This is a genomic window from Aliiglaciecola sp. CAU 1673 (assembly GCF_029223185.1).
Taxonomy (GTDB): domain Bacteria; phylum Pseudomonadota; class Gammaproteobacteria; order Enterobacterales; family Alteromonadaceae; genus Bowmanella.
The window spans coordinates 74,305-89,972 of the sequence record NZ_JARHUG010000013.1 but is presented as its reverse complement, the minus strand read 5'-3'; the positions used below and the strand labels follow the sequence as shown (position 1 = coordinate 89,972).

The 15,668-nt window shown below is 50.1% G+C and carries 14 protein-coding genes; 8 read left to right on the top strand and 6 right to left on the bottom strand.

All coding sequences use genetic code 11. The features are described 5' to 3' along the window. The first annotated feature begins 2 nt into the window (after positions 1–2). Both cyoE and P2G88_RS13405 read left to right on the top strand, forming a co-directional pair. Positions 3–917 carry a heme o synthase gene (gene cyoE, locus P2G88_RS13410; protein WP_275796791.1) on the top strand — a complete coding sequence of 305 codons (915 nt, stop codon included), beginning with the start codon at positions 3–5 and terminating at the stop codon, positions 915–917. Continuing rightward, positions 914–1,552 carry an SCO family protein gene (locus tag P2G88_RS13405; RefSeq protein ID WP_275796789.1) on the top strand — a complete coding sequence of 213 codons (639 nt, stop codon included), beginning with the start codon at positions 914–916 and terminating at the stop codon, positions 1,550–1,552. The genes cyoE and P2G88_RS13405 overlap by 4 nt, the downstream gene beginning before the upstream one ends. On the opposite strand, the gene P2G88_RS13400 is transcribed toward P2G88_RS13405, so the two are convergent. Next, positions 1,549–2,655 carry a polysaccharide deacetylase family protein gene (locus tag P2G88_RS13400; RefSeq protein ID WP_275796788.1) on the bottom strand — a complete coding sequence of 369 codons (1,107 nt, stop codon included), beginning with the start codon at positions 2,653–2,655 and terminating at the stop codon, positions 1,549–1,551. The two genes, P2G88_RS13405 and P2G88_RS13400, sit on opposite strands and share 4 nt — an antisense overlap. Between P2G88_RS13400 and P2G88_RS13395 the strand changes: the two genes are divergently transcribed. Beyond that, complete coding sequence (locus P2G88_RS13395) at positions 2,648–3,994, top strand: MATE family efflux transporter (protein ID WP_275796786.1); 1,347 nt, start codon at positions 2,648–2,650, stop codon at positions 3,992–3,994. The two genes, P2G88_RS13400 and P2G88_RS13395, sit on opposite strands and share 8 nt — an antisense overlap. Before the next feature lie 19 nt (positions 3,995–4,013). Here P2G88_RS13395 and nfuA read toward each other — a convergent pair whose 3' ends face one another. Beyond that, positions 4,014–4,589, bottom strand: a complete 576-nt coding sequence (gene nfuA / locus P2G88_RS13390; RefSeq protein WP_275796875.1) for a Fe-S biogenesis protein NfuA — start codon at positions 4,587–4,589, stop codon at positions 4,014–4,016. Between the two features lie 184 nt (positions 4,590–4,773). On the opposite strand from nfuA, the gene P2G88_RS13385 reads away from it, so the two are divergent. After that, on the top strand, positions 4,774–7,332 hold the full coding sequence (locus P2G88_RS13385; RefSeq protein ID WP_275796783.1) for a M14 metallopeptidase family protein: 2,559 nt from the start codon (positions 4,774–4,776) through the stop codon (positions 7,330–7,332). Between the two features lie 4 nt (positions 7,333–7,336). Here the strand turns inward: P2G88_RS13385 and P2G88_RS13380 are convergent, their stop codons facing one another. Continuing rightward, a complete protein-coding gene (locus P2G88_RS13380) occupies positions 7,337–8,026 on the bottom strand; it encodes a ComF family protein (protein WP_275796781.1) in 690 nt (229 codons plus the stop codon). 45 nt (positions 8,027–8,071) lie between these two features. Here P2G88_RS13380 and bioH point away from each other — a divergent pair, with 45 nt between their 5' ends. The 3 genes from bioH (at position 8,072) to P2G88_RS13365 (ending at position 10,175) form a co-directional block, all read left to right on the top strand. Next, positions 8,072–8,854 (top strand): pimeloyl-ACP methyl ester esterase BioH, encoded by a 783-nt coding sequence (gene bioH, locus P2G88_RS13375; protein ID WP_275796779.1) that lies wholly within the window; start codon positions 8,072–8,074, stop codon positions 8,852–8,854. Positions 8,855–8,933: 79 nt separating this feature from the next. After that, complete coding sequence (locus tag P2G88_RS13370) at positions 8,934–9,209, top strand: hypothetical protein (protein WP_275796778.1); 276 nt, start codon at positions 8,934–8,936, stop codon at positions 9,207–9,209. 18 nt (positions 9,210–9,227) lie between these two features. After that, complete coding sequence (locus P2G88_RS13365) at positions 9,228–10,175, top strand: putative metalloprotease CJM1_0395 family protein (protein WP_275796873.1); 948 nt, start codon at positions 9,228–9,230, stop codon at positions 10,173–10,175. A gap of 45 nt (positions 10,176–10,220) precedes the next feature. On the opposite strand, the gene P2G88_RS13360 is transcribed toward P2G88_RS13365, so the two are convergent. The 3 genes from P2G88_RS13360 to fkpA all read right to left on the bottom strand — a co-directional run bounded on the left by P2G88_RS13360 (position 10,221) and on the right by fkpA (position 14,425). Further along, entirely contained in the window at positions 10,221–12,548 is a 2,328-nt protein-coding gene (locus P2G88_RS13360) for a Tex family protein (RefSeq protein ID WP_275796777.1), read from the bottom strand. A gap of 150 nt (positions 12,549–12,698) precedes the next feature. Then, entirely contained in the window at positions 12,699–13,172 is a 474-nt protein-coding gene (greB, locus tag P2G88_RS13355; RefSeq protein WP_275796775.1) for a transcription elongation factor GreB, read from the bottom strand. A 515-nt stretch (positions 13,173–13,687) separates the two neighbouring features. Then, positions 13,688–14,425 carry an FKBP-type peptidyl-prolyl cis-trans isomerase gene (gene fkpA / locus P2G88_RS13350; protein WP_275796773.1) on the bottom strand — a complete coding sequence of 246 codons (738 nt, stop codon included), beginning with the start codon at positions 14,423–14,425 and terminating at the stop codon, positions 13,688–13,690. A gap of 289 nt (positions 14,426–14,714) precedes the next feature. Here fkpA and P2G88_RS13345 point away from each other — a divergent pair, with 289 nt between their 5' ends. Beyond that, positions 14,715–15,644 carry a hypothetical protein gene (locus tag P2G88_RS13345; protein WP_275796871.1) on the top strand — a complete coding sequence of 310 codons (930 nt, stop codon included), beginning with the start codon at positions 14,715–14,717 and terminating at the stop codon, positions 15,642–15,644. The last annotated feature ends 24 nt before the right edge of the window (positions 15,645–15,668 follow it).

Below are 15,668 nucleotides of genomic sequence, written 5' to 3'. Positions count from 1 at the left end.
CTATGAACAAATCCATCAGTGCGACTCATCCCAAAGAAATGCCCGTTTCTGCTGGTTGGCGTGACTATTACGAAATGACCAAGCCTAATGTGGTCTTATTGTTGCTCCTGACGGCCCTGGTCGGTATGTGTTTGTCAGTGCCGGGCGCAATGCCTTGGGTACCTGTGATGGCTGGGCTGTTTGGTATCGGTGCGCTGTCTTCATCGGCTGCCGTAATTAACCATGTGCTGGATAGAAGAATCGACGCACAGATGGCCCGGACCTTTAATCGTCCCTTACCCAAAGGCAAGGTAAGTCCGCAGCGAGCGCTTACTTTTGCTTTTTTACTCGCGTTGGTGGGCTTTGTGGTCCTGTTGCTGGCAGTGAATCAGCTTACCGCTTTATTAACTTTGGCAAGCTTAGTGGGCTATGCGGTTATCTATACGCTGTATCTGAAACGGGCGACACCACAAAACATCGTTATTGGTGGGCTGGCAGGGGCCGCGCCGCCGTTGCTTGGTTGGACCGCCATTACCGGAGAAGTGCATCCCCATGCGCTGTTATTGGTGCTGATTATCTATACCTGGACGCCTCCACATTTCTGGGCGCTGGCCATTCACAGGGAAAAGGACTATGCCAAAGCCAAAATCCCGATGTTGCCGGTAACCCATGGTGTTGAGTACACCAAGGTGTCTGTTCTGCTGTATACCTTGATGTTGGGCGTGGTTTGCCTGTTGCCTTATTTGGTTGGTATGACCGGCATCATCTATCTGCTGGGCTCTTCGTTGTTGAATGCGGTATTCCTCTACTTTGCCTTGAAACTCAAGTATGCGCCTAAACCGGATACCGCCATGCAAACGTTCAAATTTTCTATCCTGCACTTAATGCTGCTGTTTGTATTCTTACTGGTCGATCACTACTTCAAGGTTATGCCATGAGTAGTCGATTTTTATGGGGCGTTTTGGTGGCCTTGGCGCTGCTCGGAGGAATAGGTCTCTCGCTGCTGATTGCGCCCCCAAAAACACCACAGCATGCTCAGCTTTACCCGCAGGCGCGAGACATTCCGCCTTTTGAGTTGGTTGACCAACATGGCAAGGCGGTAACCTTGGAAGCGCTGAAAGGACATTGGACGCTGGCCTTTACCGGCTATACCTATTGCCCCGATATCTGCCCTACCACCCTGGCGGAGCTTAAACGTGTCTATCCTGAGCTGAAGGCTTTGCCGACGGACTCTCCACTGCAGATATTATTTTTATCGGTCGACCCCAACCGTGATACCCCAGCGCGCCTGAATGAGTATGTGCAGTTTTTCAATCCTGATTTTATTGCTGCCACTGGTGAGCATGTCCAGTTATTTCCCTTTGTGCGTAGCCTGGGCATGATGTATGCCATTGCCGGAAGCACAGAGACCCCTGATTACCTGGTGGATCACAGTTCTTCAGTGGTGATAATCGACCCCGAAGCCAGGGTCTTGGGGCGTTTTAAACCTGAGCTGATACCAGGACAGATGGCGATAGTCGATGCCGACCATATTCTGGCCGATATGCCCATTGTGATGAGAATGGCTGATTAATCGAGCCACTTTCCTTCTGCCGTTGGTACAAAAAACGCCTGTGAATACCAGTAATAGCGGCTGGGATCCTGACGGTTTGGGGCGGTACAGTTAAACCTTGCCCTACCGGGGTTAAGCGGCTTGTCTGCCTTAAGGCTGAACACGTCGGCCGTTTCCCACCGTAACGCTATGGGTTCTCCTTTAAAATAACACTGCAGCTGCTTAGGATTGATATCGGTGGTATCGATTTTGGTGGTCCATTGTGGCTGTCGGTTGGCATAACTTAGTTCAGGATTTAAAGGGGCATAAAGTACCGGCATGGCAAGGGTATTGAGCTTCACCTTAAGGCTGCTCAAATTGGCGTAAATGCCGGCAGCAGGATAGCGGGGCAGGGCACCAAAATCGCTATGTGGGGCGACGGCACCAGAATGTTGGCCAAACGCCACGTAACCGTGTTCTGTAAGACTTTTCGCCAGCGTCTGATTATATTCGCCAAAGGGATAGGCCAGATATTTAAGACTGTAGCCTAATTCTTGTTCAAGTCGGGTTTCGGCACTTTGTATATCTTGGATCACCGCTTCCAGCCAGGCTTTGTCACTTTGTCCGGGGTGACGGGTAAGCAAGTGATCGTGCTTGTCGCTATGATTAGCAAACCACACGCCTTCTTTTGCCATGGCTTTTACCTGATCCCAGGTCAACTGCTGTGGCTGCTTGCCGATCAGCGCCGGGTTAATAAAGACGGTGTAGTTAAAGCCGTAGCGCTTAAGAATTGGATGTGCATTTTCGAAAATATTGTCGAAGCCATCGTCAAAAGTGATGGCAATGGCTTTATCGCCCAATGGTTGGTCTTTCTGCAATTTAGAGACCATGTCGGGTAAGGGGATCACCTGATGATGCTTGGCCACATAGGCCATATGTTCCTCAAATTGCGCCACGCTTACTGAGGTGGATGCCGGTGTGCTGCTACTGACATGATGATACATCAGGATGACACCATGCCTGTCCAATGCTGTAGCGCTTGCTGTCGATACCAAAAACAAGCAAAGCAACAGTTGAATTTTAAGCCTGAGCATAAGAGCCTTGCGCATAGAGAAATCAAAGACCACAGAGAGTAGCTTGTCCATTAAACCACGCAACTCCTTTTTCAGTGCATTGCTGGAGCGCCATGAAAACAAGCGCATTTTGGCTATCGCATTCCCTATGGTGTTAAGCAATCTTAGTAACCCGTTATTGGGCATGGTTGATACCGCCATTGTGGGTCATATGCAGGGTGTGCATTTTCTGGCAGGCACGGCTGTGGCATCCATGCTGGTCAGTCAATTGTATTGGCTTTGCGGATTTCTGCGTATGTCGGCGACCGGTTTGAGCGCGCAGGCGCTGGGCAGAGGCGATAAGCAGGCAGCGGCCAAAAGCATGTATCAGCTGTTAGCGCCTGCGCTACTGCTAGGAATGTTACTGATAGTGGCGGCCCCCTTGTTAATCATTACCGCCATCGCCTTTTCCGATGCTACCGCGCAAAGCGCCCCCGTGATCGACGACTACCTCAGTGTAAGGCTGTGGGGGGCGCCAGCAGCCCTGGCAAATCTAATGTTGATGGGCTGGCTGATTGGTCAGCAGGCCGCACGTACGGTGATGACCATTCAGATCCTGGCCAATCTACTAAATGCGGGATTAAGTTTGCTGTTGGTGTTGGGTCTGGGATGGGGCGTAAAAGGCGTTGCAGCAGCCACCGTTTGTGCTGAATGGGGTATTTTTATAGCCGGGCTGTGGCTAACCCTGCGAAGACTAAATGGGCAAAAGCCCCAACGCGCCTGGTTTAGAATTAAGAATTACCGCAGCGTACTGGCGCTTAATGTCGATATTTTGATGCGCAACCTGGCACTGCAAATCACGCTGGCCTTCATGGTGTTTCAAGGTGCAAGGCTGGGCGAAGAGACTGTTGCTTTGAATGCAGTACTGATGCAGTTCTTTGTGATTTTGGCTCTGGGACTGGATGGTATCGCTTACGCTGTGGAAGCACTTTGTGGTGAGAGCAAGGGGCGGGGCGATGGGACGCTACTGGTCATGCGTATTTCGCGGGGGCTTTTTTGGTCTCTGGTCTTGGCCATGCTCTACTGCCTGATATTTATACTCTTCGGCAAACAGATTATCACTCTTCTTACCGATCTTGAGTCGCTAAGGCGACTCGCTGATGCATACCTGCCTTATATTTGGATATTGCCGCTAATTGCACATTGGTGCTTTTTACTGGATGGCGTCTACATTGGCTTAACTCAGGGCAAGGCTATGCGAAATAGCATGTTAATCAGTAGCTTGGGAGTATTCTTCCCTGTCTGGTGGAGCCTGTCTGGCTGGGGAAATCATGGCTTATGGCTGGCGTTTCTGGGCTTCTTACTGAGTCGTGGTGTAACCCTGGGAGCCGATCTTTTCAGGAGAGTGAGGCAGCAGCGCCTGCTGGTATAGAAGGCACTGCTTGTTAAAATTAGTAGTAGGAGTGTTCTCCGGCTTGGTGCTCTGTCGCATCCTTGACGCCGGTTAGCTCTGGAAATTGCTCCATCATCTGCTTTTCAATACCCTCTTTAAGGGTCACGTCCACCATAGAGCAGCCGTTACAACCACCGCCAAACTGCAGTATGGCTTTGCCCTCTTCGGTGATCTCAACCAGCATCACTTTACCGCCATGATTGGCCAATTGAGGATTAATTTCAGACTCAATCATATAGTTCACCCTTTCCACCAAAGGAGCATCGTCTGATACTTTTTTTACTTTGGCATTGGGAGCCTTTAGGGTCAGCTGGGAGCCCATTTGATCAGTAACGAAATCAATCACCGCCTCTGCTAAATAGGGAGCGCTCTCTTGATCGACGATGGCATTGAATCCGTCGAAATCTAGACTGATATCTGAATCTTCCACTGCGTCGGCTGGGCAGTAAGAAACGCCACACTCAGCGGTGGAGGTGCCAGGATTCACCACGAATACCCGAATATTGGTTTGTGGCGCTTGTTTTTCCAATAGCTTTTTAAAGTGCGCTTGTGCAGGTTCAGTAATAACGATCATGGATGCTCTCATGCATTATGCCTTAGCTGTTATGATAACAAATATTACTTGAGTAAAACACTCGGGTAAGTGATTTGAGTCCGCATTCGTTCATTCTGAAGAGGAAATCCCGTGGGCTTGGCTGGTATGGTTATCCTTAACCTGTTAATTTCTGCAAATCATCAAGTAAAACAAGGGTCTGAAGATGAAGCTTTGGCATCAGTTAGTCATATTTTGCCTTTTCTGCAGCATGCTTGCTCAAGGCCAGCCCAGCAAAGCCAGTGATTATCTGCCAAAGGGTTTAACCTTTGATGCTACTGTCCCTACGCCTGAGTCGGTGCTGGGTTACCCGGTTGGCCAATGGCATGTGCGCCATGACCAGCTGGTGCACTATATGACCCTTTTGGCAAAAAGCTCACCTCGTGTATCTATCGACGAAATTGGCAGAACCCATGAGCAACGGCCTTTGTTGATGCTGAAGTTTACCAGCAAAGCCAACCAACAGCGCCTGGATGGGTTGAAAGAAAAGCATCTGCAGGGTCTGGTGGAAGGTGATGTTGAAGATGCTCCGTTAGTCATCTGGTTAGGTTACAGCGTACATGGCGATGAGCCTTCAGGTGCTAATGCATCCATGTTGGTGGCTTATTATTTGGCCGCCGCCCAAGGCAAGGAAGTGGAAGCTTTATTGGAGAAGGCAATTGTTCTGATAGATCCCTCACTGAATCCAGACGGACTCTCACGTTTTGCCCAATGGGCCAATATGCATAAAGGGCAAAATCTGGTTGCCGACAAGGTCCATCGCGAGCATGTACAGGCTTGGCCTGGTGCGCGTACCAATCACTATTGGTTCGATCTGAATCGCGATTGGCTGTTACTGACACACCCGGAATCAAGGGCCAGAATTGCTCAATTTCACCAATGGCGCCCCAACGTCATGGCCGACTTTCACGAGATGGGCACTGACAGCACCTACTTCTTCCAGCCCGGCGTGCCGTCGCGTAAAAATCCCTGGACCCCTGATGCTAATGTGACCTTGACCAACAGCCTGGCCAAATTCCATGCGGCGGCCTTCGATAAAACCGGTCAGCTGTATTTTACCGAGGAAGGCTTTGATGATTTTTATTACGGTAAAGGTTCTACCTATCCTGATGCCCTCGGCAGTGTCGGCATCCTGTTTGAGCAGGCCAGTAGTCGTGGGCATTTGCAGGATTCGGTGCATGGTCCTCTGGCCTTTCCTGACACTGTTCAAAATCAGGTGCTTACATCCTTGTCCACCCTGGAAGGCGCACTGGAAAATGCATCGGCTTTAAAGCGCTATCAGCAGGAATTTGCTCAAGATACCTTGAAACTGGCCCGGGAAGACGAGGTGGCGGGATATCTTTTGACTGAAGCAGAGGATATGAGCCGCATGCGGGCGCTGCTGGCTATCCTCAAACAGCATCAAATCGAAATAAAGGGGCTAAGTAAAGATATGGAGCGCGAGGGTAAAACTTTCCTGGCGCAAAACAGTATTTTTATTCCTCTCGAGCAGCCCAACTACCGGCTGATCAAGTCCATTTTCTCGACCCGCACCAGTTTTGAAGACAATACCTTCTACGATGTTTCCAACTGGAATTTACCCTTGGCATTTAATATTGATTATGCGCCTGTTGAGCGCCGGTTTTGGCGCAAGCTGCCACTAACCGACACTGTACCTGGCTTCATGCAAACGCCATTAACCCTGCAGCAAAATGCTTATGCTTATGTGTTTTCCTGGCAGGACAGCCAAGCGCCGCGGTTGCTCAAAGCCCTGTTGGATGAGGGGGTTCAGGCAAAGATAGCGTCCACAGGATTCTCTGCCCAGACTACTCAAGGCAATGTCAGCCTTAAGCCTGGCGCTATCATACTGCCTAAAGGGTTAAAGCAGCCTGGAGATTGGGTAGAGATAATAGACAGACAAGCCCGAACACTAGGGATCCCTGTTTGGTCTGTGGTGACTGGATTGACTGAGCAAGGCAGTGACTTGGGCAGCCGAAAGATGCTGATGGCCAAGGCCCCTAAAGTACTGTTGGTTGGTGGCGAAAGTACTTCTCAATATGAATTGGGAGAAGTGTGGCATGCCTTGGATTTACGATTGGGTATTGCGGCCAGCTTGGTGGAAGTGGAGCGGCTCGCTAAGATCGATCTCAGCCAATATAGCCATGTGATTATGGTTGATGGCAACTATAAAAGTATATCTGAGCAGATCAGCAAAAGCCTGGAACAATGGATAAACGCTGGCGGTGTGCTGATTGCCCAAAAACGCGCCGCCAAATTTGCCGCAGACAAAGACTGGCTTAAAGCCAACTTCCTGTCCAAAGAGGATATCAACAGCGCATTTGACTTCAACAACCTTATTTATGCTGATAAGGAAAATCTCAAATCCAGGCAAGATGTGGCCGGAGCAGTCTTTGAGGCAGAATTGGACCTAAGTCATCCTCTGTTCTTTGGCTACCGCGAGCCCACACTCAGTTATTTGCGGGATAGTAACCTGATTATGCGTATGCCCAACCGGCCCTTTGTTGCACCGTCCCGTTATACCAGGGCCCCCTTAAAGGCGGGCTATGCCAGTGAGGAAATACAGCGACTGATTGCCAGCAGCGCCAATGTGGTGGCGCACAATGTGGGCAAAGGCAAAGTGATCGCTGTGGTCGACAATCTTAATTTCCGTGGTTATTGGTATGGCACCAGTAGAGTGTTAAGCAACGCCTTGTATCTGGCATCCTTTATCGACGCTGAAGGCTAGTCGCTCAGAGACTGAGGGCGATGCACCATACCTCAACAGATAAGTCAGGATTGGCCTTTTTCAGTGTCCTGCAAAGACTGTTAACAGTGGCCCCGGTGGTAACAATATCGTCGAAAATAGCAATCCGCTTATGCTCTGGTGGGCGGGATGCTTCAAAGGCATTCTTTAGATTCTGGCGTCTTTGCGGGCCACTTAACTCTGTTTGCGCCACAGTGGCCAATCGACGTCTGCAAATACCCGTTTCCAGAGATACACTGCTCAATGCAGCGATATACTTCGCCATTTCCGCGGCCTGATTATATTTGCGTTGTTGATAACGCGTACTATGCAGGGGCACGGGGACTATTATCTCGGGAAGCTCTGTTCTGTCGGCCAGACAATGCTGGTAAAACAACCCGGCCAGTGCTTTAGCGTTAGTCAGGCGTTGTGAAAATTTAAGGCCGGTAAGTAAATGGTCCATCGGCCATTGATAGAAGCTGCAGGTAAGGAGACTATCAAACTGGACCTTGCCAAGCGCCTTGGTGGCCTTGGGCCAGTTCAGCAGATTTCTTGGGTGGGTATGCCAATCCAGCAGTGGCAAATCGGCTTGGCATGTTTCACATAGTAAGGTGTTGCTGTTTAGCCCACAGAGCAGGCAACTTTGCCAGGGAAGCAGCGCTTGTATTCCCGTCAGCCATCGAGTTGCACTTGTCATAAATGCCTCTACACTGTGCGTCCTTGTTATCTAACTCTAGATGAAATGCGCACAGAACTGATATCCGAATACATCGGCACAGGCCCCGATATCCTTTTTTTGCATGGCTGGGGCATGAATAGCGGAATCTGGAAGGATATCGCCGAAGCACTTAGTCACTCTTACCGTGTAACAACATTAGATTTGCCAGGATTTGGACAAAATTACCGGCATTTCCCTGAGCCCTATGACCTAGAGAGCGTCACCGAACTGGTAGCATCATCCATGCACAAACCGGCAGCAGTAATCGGATGGTCGTTGGGAGGATTGGTGGCACAGTCCCTGGCCTTAAATTTTCCCGAAAAGGTCGCTGCGCTGGTGTGTGTCACCAGTTCACCAAAGTTTCAGTCGGAACAAGACTGGCCGGGTATTAAGGCGGACGTATTAAAGGCTTTTGCCGGTCAGCTACGGGGTGACACCGCAAAAACCATAGACAGATTTTTGGCCATCCAGGCCATGGGGGCCGAACGTCCCAAAGAGCAAATCATGGCTATCCGCGCCTTAATCAATGCGAGGCCTGCGCCTGCTGCTGAGGCTCTTGCCGGAGGGCTGGCGATCCTGGAGCAAGCTGACTTACGAGAGCAATTAGAGAAAATTCAGTGCCCAAATTTGTGGATATATGGACGGCTGGACAGTCTGGTGCCGGTGGCCAGTCTTGAGCTGGTGGAACGGCTGTTGCCTACCAGCCGTTCTGCGCTTTTCCCTAATGCGTCTCATGCGCCTTTTTTGTCTCACGGTCAGGCGTTTACCAATATGCTCAGCGGTTTCCTGTCAGAAGTGGTGGGGTAGAGAAAAAACCGCTCTGTGCACTATTTCAAATTACCTGGAAATGGTTAATAATTAGCCAAGTAATATAGGGGAGTTGTCCATGCCGATCCAGTTAGATGCCAGTATGAGTTCAGCCGTGTATTCAGGTGTTCAGGGACTGAATAAAGCCTCGCAAGGGATCGCGCAAAACAGTGCTAATATCGCTCAGCAACCACTGAGTGCTTCGGCATCAAGTGAAGGCACACCATCCAACGCTGCTAATTTGACCACTGAAGTAGTAGGTTTGAGTACCAACCTGACTTACGCTCAGGCTAACGCCAGGGTTGTTGAAGTGGCAAATGAGATGGTGGGGCGTTTAATTAACGAGACAGCCTAAAAACGGTTACCCGAAATGATGAATATTGTCTCACCGGCTCTTACTGCTATTCCACTCAACACGGCAAACGTGAACACGGAATCGGTTCGCCGTGACAATATTATTCGGGAAACGGTTCCTAAGCCCGCCAACTCAGACAAATCTGCAGGTGAGTCCGGATTGGGCTCTGAATCTGATCGCGTAAAAACACCCGGTCAGCCTCCCCAGCCAACCACCTATGAAAAACCCTCTCCTAACGGTGCACAGCAGGATGGTCAGCTAGCCAATAACAAAGACAATGGCGAAGATCCCAGTGCTGGTAAGCAAGATGCTGAGAGCCGCCAGCAAGAACAGCAGCAGGCCGCCGACAAGAAAGAAATCGAACAGTTAAAACGCCGCGATGCCGAAGTCAGAGCCCACGAGCAAGCCCATGCCTCTGTTGGTGGTCAGTATGCAGGCTCGCCTCAGTATGAGTTCGAGTTGGGGCCCGATGGCAAGCAATATGCGGTTGGCGGCGAAGTTTCCATCGATATCTCTGAGGAAAAAACGCCTGAACAGACCCTGCGCAAGATGGAGCAGGTCAGGGCGGCAGCACTCGCTCCTGCCGAGCCTTCTGGCCAGGATTTAAGGGTTGCCGCCGAAGCTCAGCAACAATCCAATGAAGCTCGCCAGGAAATCAGTGCAGAGCGTCAGGAGGCTAGCCGGGAAGTGGTTGGCCGTTTGACTGGCGATGAGGAGCAGCAAGAACAAGGTAACGGCATTGAAGCGCCGTCGCTTAATGATATTGTTGACGGTGGTGTAAGGCCACCCAACCGCAGCCTGAAAGAAGAAGAGGATCCTGTTGCTCAGGCCGCAGGCCTTGAAACTCCTGCAACGGAATTCAGACGTCAAGTGGACAGTGAGGTTGCTGCACGCTCTTTACGTATTGCGGCATTTTATTCTCAGGTATCTCAGCCGACAGAGCCGTCATTCAGACAAAATGCTTAAGTCAGTTTTAAAAAAAGAGGCCCCTTTACAGGGGCCTCATGCTTTTCAGGACTTCTTGGCTTTTGCAAAGGCTTCGGCCAGCGCATTGCCCATGGCGGCATTGGCAGGTTGCGTCTGAGGACGAGGCTTTGGTGCTTGTCCTTTGGGAGCTTGCTGCTTAGCTTTTGCCGGTCTGTCTTGCTGAGCAGATTGGGCTTGGCGATTAGGTTCATCGCTCATGCGCATGCTGAAGGAGATGCGCTTTCGCGCTACATCCACTTCCATCACCTTTACTTTGACGATATCACCGGCCTTGACCACTTCCCTGGGGTCAGAAATATATTTGTCGGTCATTGCCGAGATATGCACTAAACCATCTTGATGCACGCCCACATCCACGAAGGCGCCAAAGGCGGCCACATTGCTGACCACGCCCTCCAGGATCATGCCGGGCTTGAGATCTGAAATGCTCTCCACGCCATCTTTAAACGTAGCGGTTTTAAACTCCGGACGGGGGTCGCGACCGGGTTTATCGAGTTCTGACAGGATATCTTTGATAGTGGGAATACCAAAACTTTCGGTGGCATAGTCAGCGGGTTTCAATTTACGGAGCAGTTCAGAATTACCAATAAGTTCTTTAACGCTGGCGCTGGCACTTTGACTGATATGTTCCACCAGTTTGTATGCTTCCGGGTGCACCGCGGATGCATCCAAAGGGTTTTCCCCGTTCATAACGCGCAGGAAGCCGGCGGATTGTTCAAATGCTTTGGGACCTAAGCGCTCCACTTCCATCAGTGCTTTACGAGTTTTAAAAGCCCCATGCTGGTTACGAAAATTGACGATGTTATTGGCCAAGGTTTTGTTGAGACCGGAAACATAGCTTAGCAGCGCTGGCGAAGCGGTATTTACGTCCACGCCAACGGCGTTAACACAATCCTCCACCACACCATCTAATGATTTGCCCAACAGGCTTTGGCTAACATCATGTTGATATTGGCCGACGCCAATTGCCTTGGGTTCGATTTTCACCAACTCAGCTAATGGGTCCTGCAAGCGTCTGGCAATAGACACTGCGCCTCGCAGGGATACGTCCATTTCCGGCAATTCCTGAGAGGCCAACTCTGATGCTGAATAGACGGATGCACCAGCCTCACTGACCATGATTTTGGCGATTTTCATATCGCCCAAGGCTTTGACTACTTCACCTGCCAGCTTATCGGACTCTCTTGAGGCGGTGCCGTTACCGATGGCAATCAGCTCTACCTTGTGTTGCTGGCACATGTTTACCAAGGTGCGCATCGCCTTGTCCCAGTGATTTTGCGGGGCATGGGGAAAGACCGTATTGGTAGCAAGTACTTTGCCGGTGCTGTCAACCACCGCCACCTTTACACCGGTGCGCAGGCCCGGATCCAGGCCCATGGTGGTCTTAGTTCCTGCTGGTGCGGCCATTAACAGATCTTTGAGGTTCTTGGCGAATACGTTGATCGCTTCCAACTCTGCACGCTCACGCAACATGCCAAACAGTTCGTTTTCCATGTGCAGCAGGATTTTTACCCGCCAGGTCCACTGCACCACACCTTTAAGCCAGGCGTCGGCTGGTCTCCCCTGATCACGAATCCCGAAATGGCTGGCAATAATGCCTTCACAATGGGAGCTACGATCACCCTCTTCATTGGCGGGATCCGAAACTAAAGAGACCTGGAGCAGACCCTCATTGCGTCCCCTGAACATAGCTAATGCACGGTGTGATGGGGCTTTGTTCAACAATTCAGAGTGGTCAAAGTAGTCAGTGAATTTAGCTGCTTCTTTTTCCTTTCCTGCAACTACCTTGGCTTGAATATGTGCTTGCTGTAACAGGGATTGACGGATTTTCTGTAACAGATCAGCATCTTCAGCAAAGCGCTCCATTAAAATATAACGGGCACCTTCTAGTGCGGCTTTGCTATCCGCGACCCCCTTATCAACATCAATATACTGGGTAGCCAATGTTTCCGGATCTTGAATGGGGTCTCCAAACAACTGATTCGCTAAAGGCTCCAATCCGGCCTCAATAGCTATCTGCCCTTTGGTTCTGCGCTTGGGTTTGTAGGGCAGGTAAAGGTCTTCCAGTTCTGTCTTGTTGTCAGCGGCAAGGATTTTCTGCTCTAACTCAGCGCTGAGCTTTTCCTGTTCGGCGATACTTTTAAGAATGACTTGTCGCCTGTCTTCCAGCTCTCTTAAATAACCTAAACGCTGTTCCAGGGTGCGTAATTGGGTGTCGTCCAAGCCATTGGTGGCTTCTTTGCGGTAGCGGGCGATAAAGGGCACCGTGGCACCTTCATCCAGCAACTGGACTGCAGCCTGAATTTGCTGGGGAGAAACGGATAACTCAGAGGCAATTTTTTCAATGATCATCTTGTGCCCTAATGGCTGTTGGGAATGTTAGGTGATTTCCTGAATGTGGCCCTTTATAAGGGCTGAGCAGCAAAAATACCAGCGCCTGCAGTCAGAATGCTTGTATTTCCTGCAACAGTTTGCCCTGCATACCGCAGGGCTACATGAGTTTTACTTTGGGTAACATATGCTTACTACAAACCATTGTTTTCGTCCGGTCGGCGTTGCCACCCAAGCATCTTCGTCCACTTGTTTTTTCAAAAGCGCCCTCGCCATGGGGGAGTCGATGGAAATGTAATCTTTGCGGCCGTAGATCTCATCAGGGCCGACAATGCGAAACTTGAGCATTTCCCCTGCATCATTCTCTACTTCTACCCAGGCGCCAAAGAAAACCTTACCCTCCTGCTGGGGGGAGTAATCCACTACTTGCAGGTCTTCCAGGCGTTTTCTTAAAAACCGGACACGCCTATCAATTTCCCGAAGACGTTTTTTGTTGTATTGGTAGTCAGCATTTTCACTTCTGTCACCCAGACTCGCTGCCCAAGCTACCTTGGCCGTCACTTCCGGGCGCTCTTTTCGCCATAGGTGATCCAATTCATGCTTTAAGGCTTCAAAGCCTTCACGGGTAATCAGGTTAGTTTTCAATACAGGATCCTTTTTGCCTGAACAGACAAGGTATTACTCCATATCCACTTCAGCGCTAGTCTGTTTCTATTGCTGGTGCTGTCAAGTTTATGCTTGGAATAAATCAGAATTTCCACCCACTTGTTTATGACAAAATTATTTCAAAAGGCGAAGGCGAAAGGGCCAGTCTTCTTCTAGACTTAAACTAAGGTAACGGCATATAGGAGGGATTTCGAATCTCGATAGTTTCCGCTTACCAAGGTGGTTTCAGGTTTGGCTACTGGGCCTGGTTTCCATCGAACCTGTCTGAGCAAATGGCCACTTTCTTGCCAAGCGTTATCAGACATAACTCCAGAAGAGTGAAGACAGCTAGCAGTCAATTTGGTTATCGATATACCGGAGAAATCCGGCCAATTACACCCGTATAACGGGTAATGTAAAGAGGGACCCTAGGTTCGGCAGGGAAAATAGGCCGATTATCCATATAAAAAAGCCGGGCGCTTAAAGCGCCCGGCTTTTTTCATCTGCGAATCGAGTTACTTATTTGTACTTTCGATACCCAACAACTCTACATCGAACACCAGAGTAGAGTTAGCCGTGATCAGACCGGTAGAGCGTTTGCCATAAGCCAAATCAGCAGGGATGTAGAATTTAAACTTGGAGCCAACGTTCATTAGCTGAACCCCTTCGGTCCAACCGGCAATCACGCGATGCAGTGGGAATACTGCAGGTTCGTTGCGGTCGTATGAAGAGTCAAACTTAGTGCCATCCAGTAAAGTGCCGGTGTAGTGTACTTTTACCGTATCTTCGGCACTGGGCTTGGGTCCGTCGCCTTGCTGCACCACTTCATATTGCAGACCAGACTCAGTAACGGTTACGCCTTCGCGCTTAGCGTTTTCTTCCAGGAAAGCCTGGCCAGCGGCTAGGTTAGCTTCACTTACCTGTGCTTCTTTGTTTTGCTGTTTTTCTTTTACTTCACCATCCAGTGCCGTCAACACTTCCTGGATCTGTTGTTGGTTCAACTTAGACTCAGCGGTCAGGGTATCGATAAAACCTTGAATAACCAGCTGTCTGTCTAGGTTCACTTCTACACTTTCCTGCATATCCAGTTTCTGATCGATAAACTGACCCAAAGAGGCACCCAAGCCATAAGCCTGCTGCTGTGAGGTGGTTTCCAGTTTTACTTCAGGTGCCTTTTGTACGGCTTCTTCTTTCTGGCATGCTGCCAAACCCAGGCTGGAAATAACCAGCGCGGCGATAGCGGTATTCTTCATCTACGTCTCCAAATCCTATTCGATATAAAAGATTGAGTATTTAGCTTGGGCATCAATAATTCGTTGGTTGCCGGGGAAACCCTGCTAGGCAAGTTTGTACCTGATGTCGTGAGCCACCATTTGATCTATAAAGGATCGTTTTTTTATGTTTCTCACGAATAAAAGCGGGAATCTTATCCTTTTCCGGACTATAAAAACCGGAGACAGTATACTAAACCGTCTTTTTGCAAAGTGATAGTCCGGGAAGTACACCTTGAGGTATTCGATCATCCTTTCCATTTTCCTCTGTCTGGCAGCCTGTTCATTGCCGGGTAGTGAGGCTTTGGAATCCCATATTCACGCCGAGGGCGGCTCCCTTGCGGCAGCTATTTCTCAGGATGGCACGTTGTCAATTGTATCCAGCATCGAGCAGGGGTTAAAAGTCTGGGATCTGAAGAATAACAAGATAAAGTTTGAATGGCGTCACCAAGGCGAAGGGGACAACTTGGTCGCCAACATTCATATTGCTTTTGATAAGGCTTTCGCGGTGACCGCGGACAGGGAAGCGTTTGCCTTGTGGAATCTCTCCACTGGCGATCCCGAGGGCTTTTGGCGTATCGATGAGTCAAGCGTGCGGGCAGTGGCAGTTGCTGATGGTGGACAGGCCCTCCTGGTGGGCAGAAGTAACGGTAAGGTCTTATTTTTCGAGCCTGCTACGGGGCGTCGGTTGGAATTCCTTGGTCACCAGGAAAGGATAAACAGCCTGGACCTTTCACCTAATGGCTTTTATGCCCTTACCGGCAGCAATGACTACGTAGCCTATCTTTGGGATACGCGCAGCGGACAGGTTATTTTCAGCTTCCAGCATCCCAGCAGGGTGACAAAGGTAGCCCTGGATCCTTGGGGACGCTATGCCTTCACGGCGGACAGCAAGGATAACGCTCGCATTTGGGATTTGCGAAATGGTCAGCAAGTCAGCCAATTGCACTTCCTGGAGCGACAAAAGATTTTTACGGCCGCCAAGTTTTCTGAGGATGGCAAGTACTTGCTAACTGGCTCGCCAGCAAGGGGGCTGAATTTGTGGCAAGTGGCGACCGGCAATGAAGAAAAAGGATGGCGAGTGGCTCCCAGAGAAGGTAGCAAGCCGCAAAGCGCTGTAGTGTATGATGTGGGGTTTTTAACCAGCAGGCGCGTGCTGTCTGAAAGCAGCAGTGGCCTGGCAGAAGTCTGGGCGTATTAACACCTGGAATTAAAGATTGAGAGA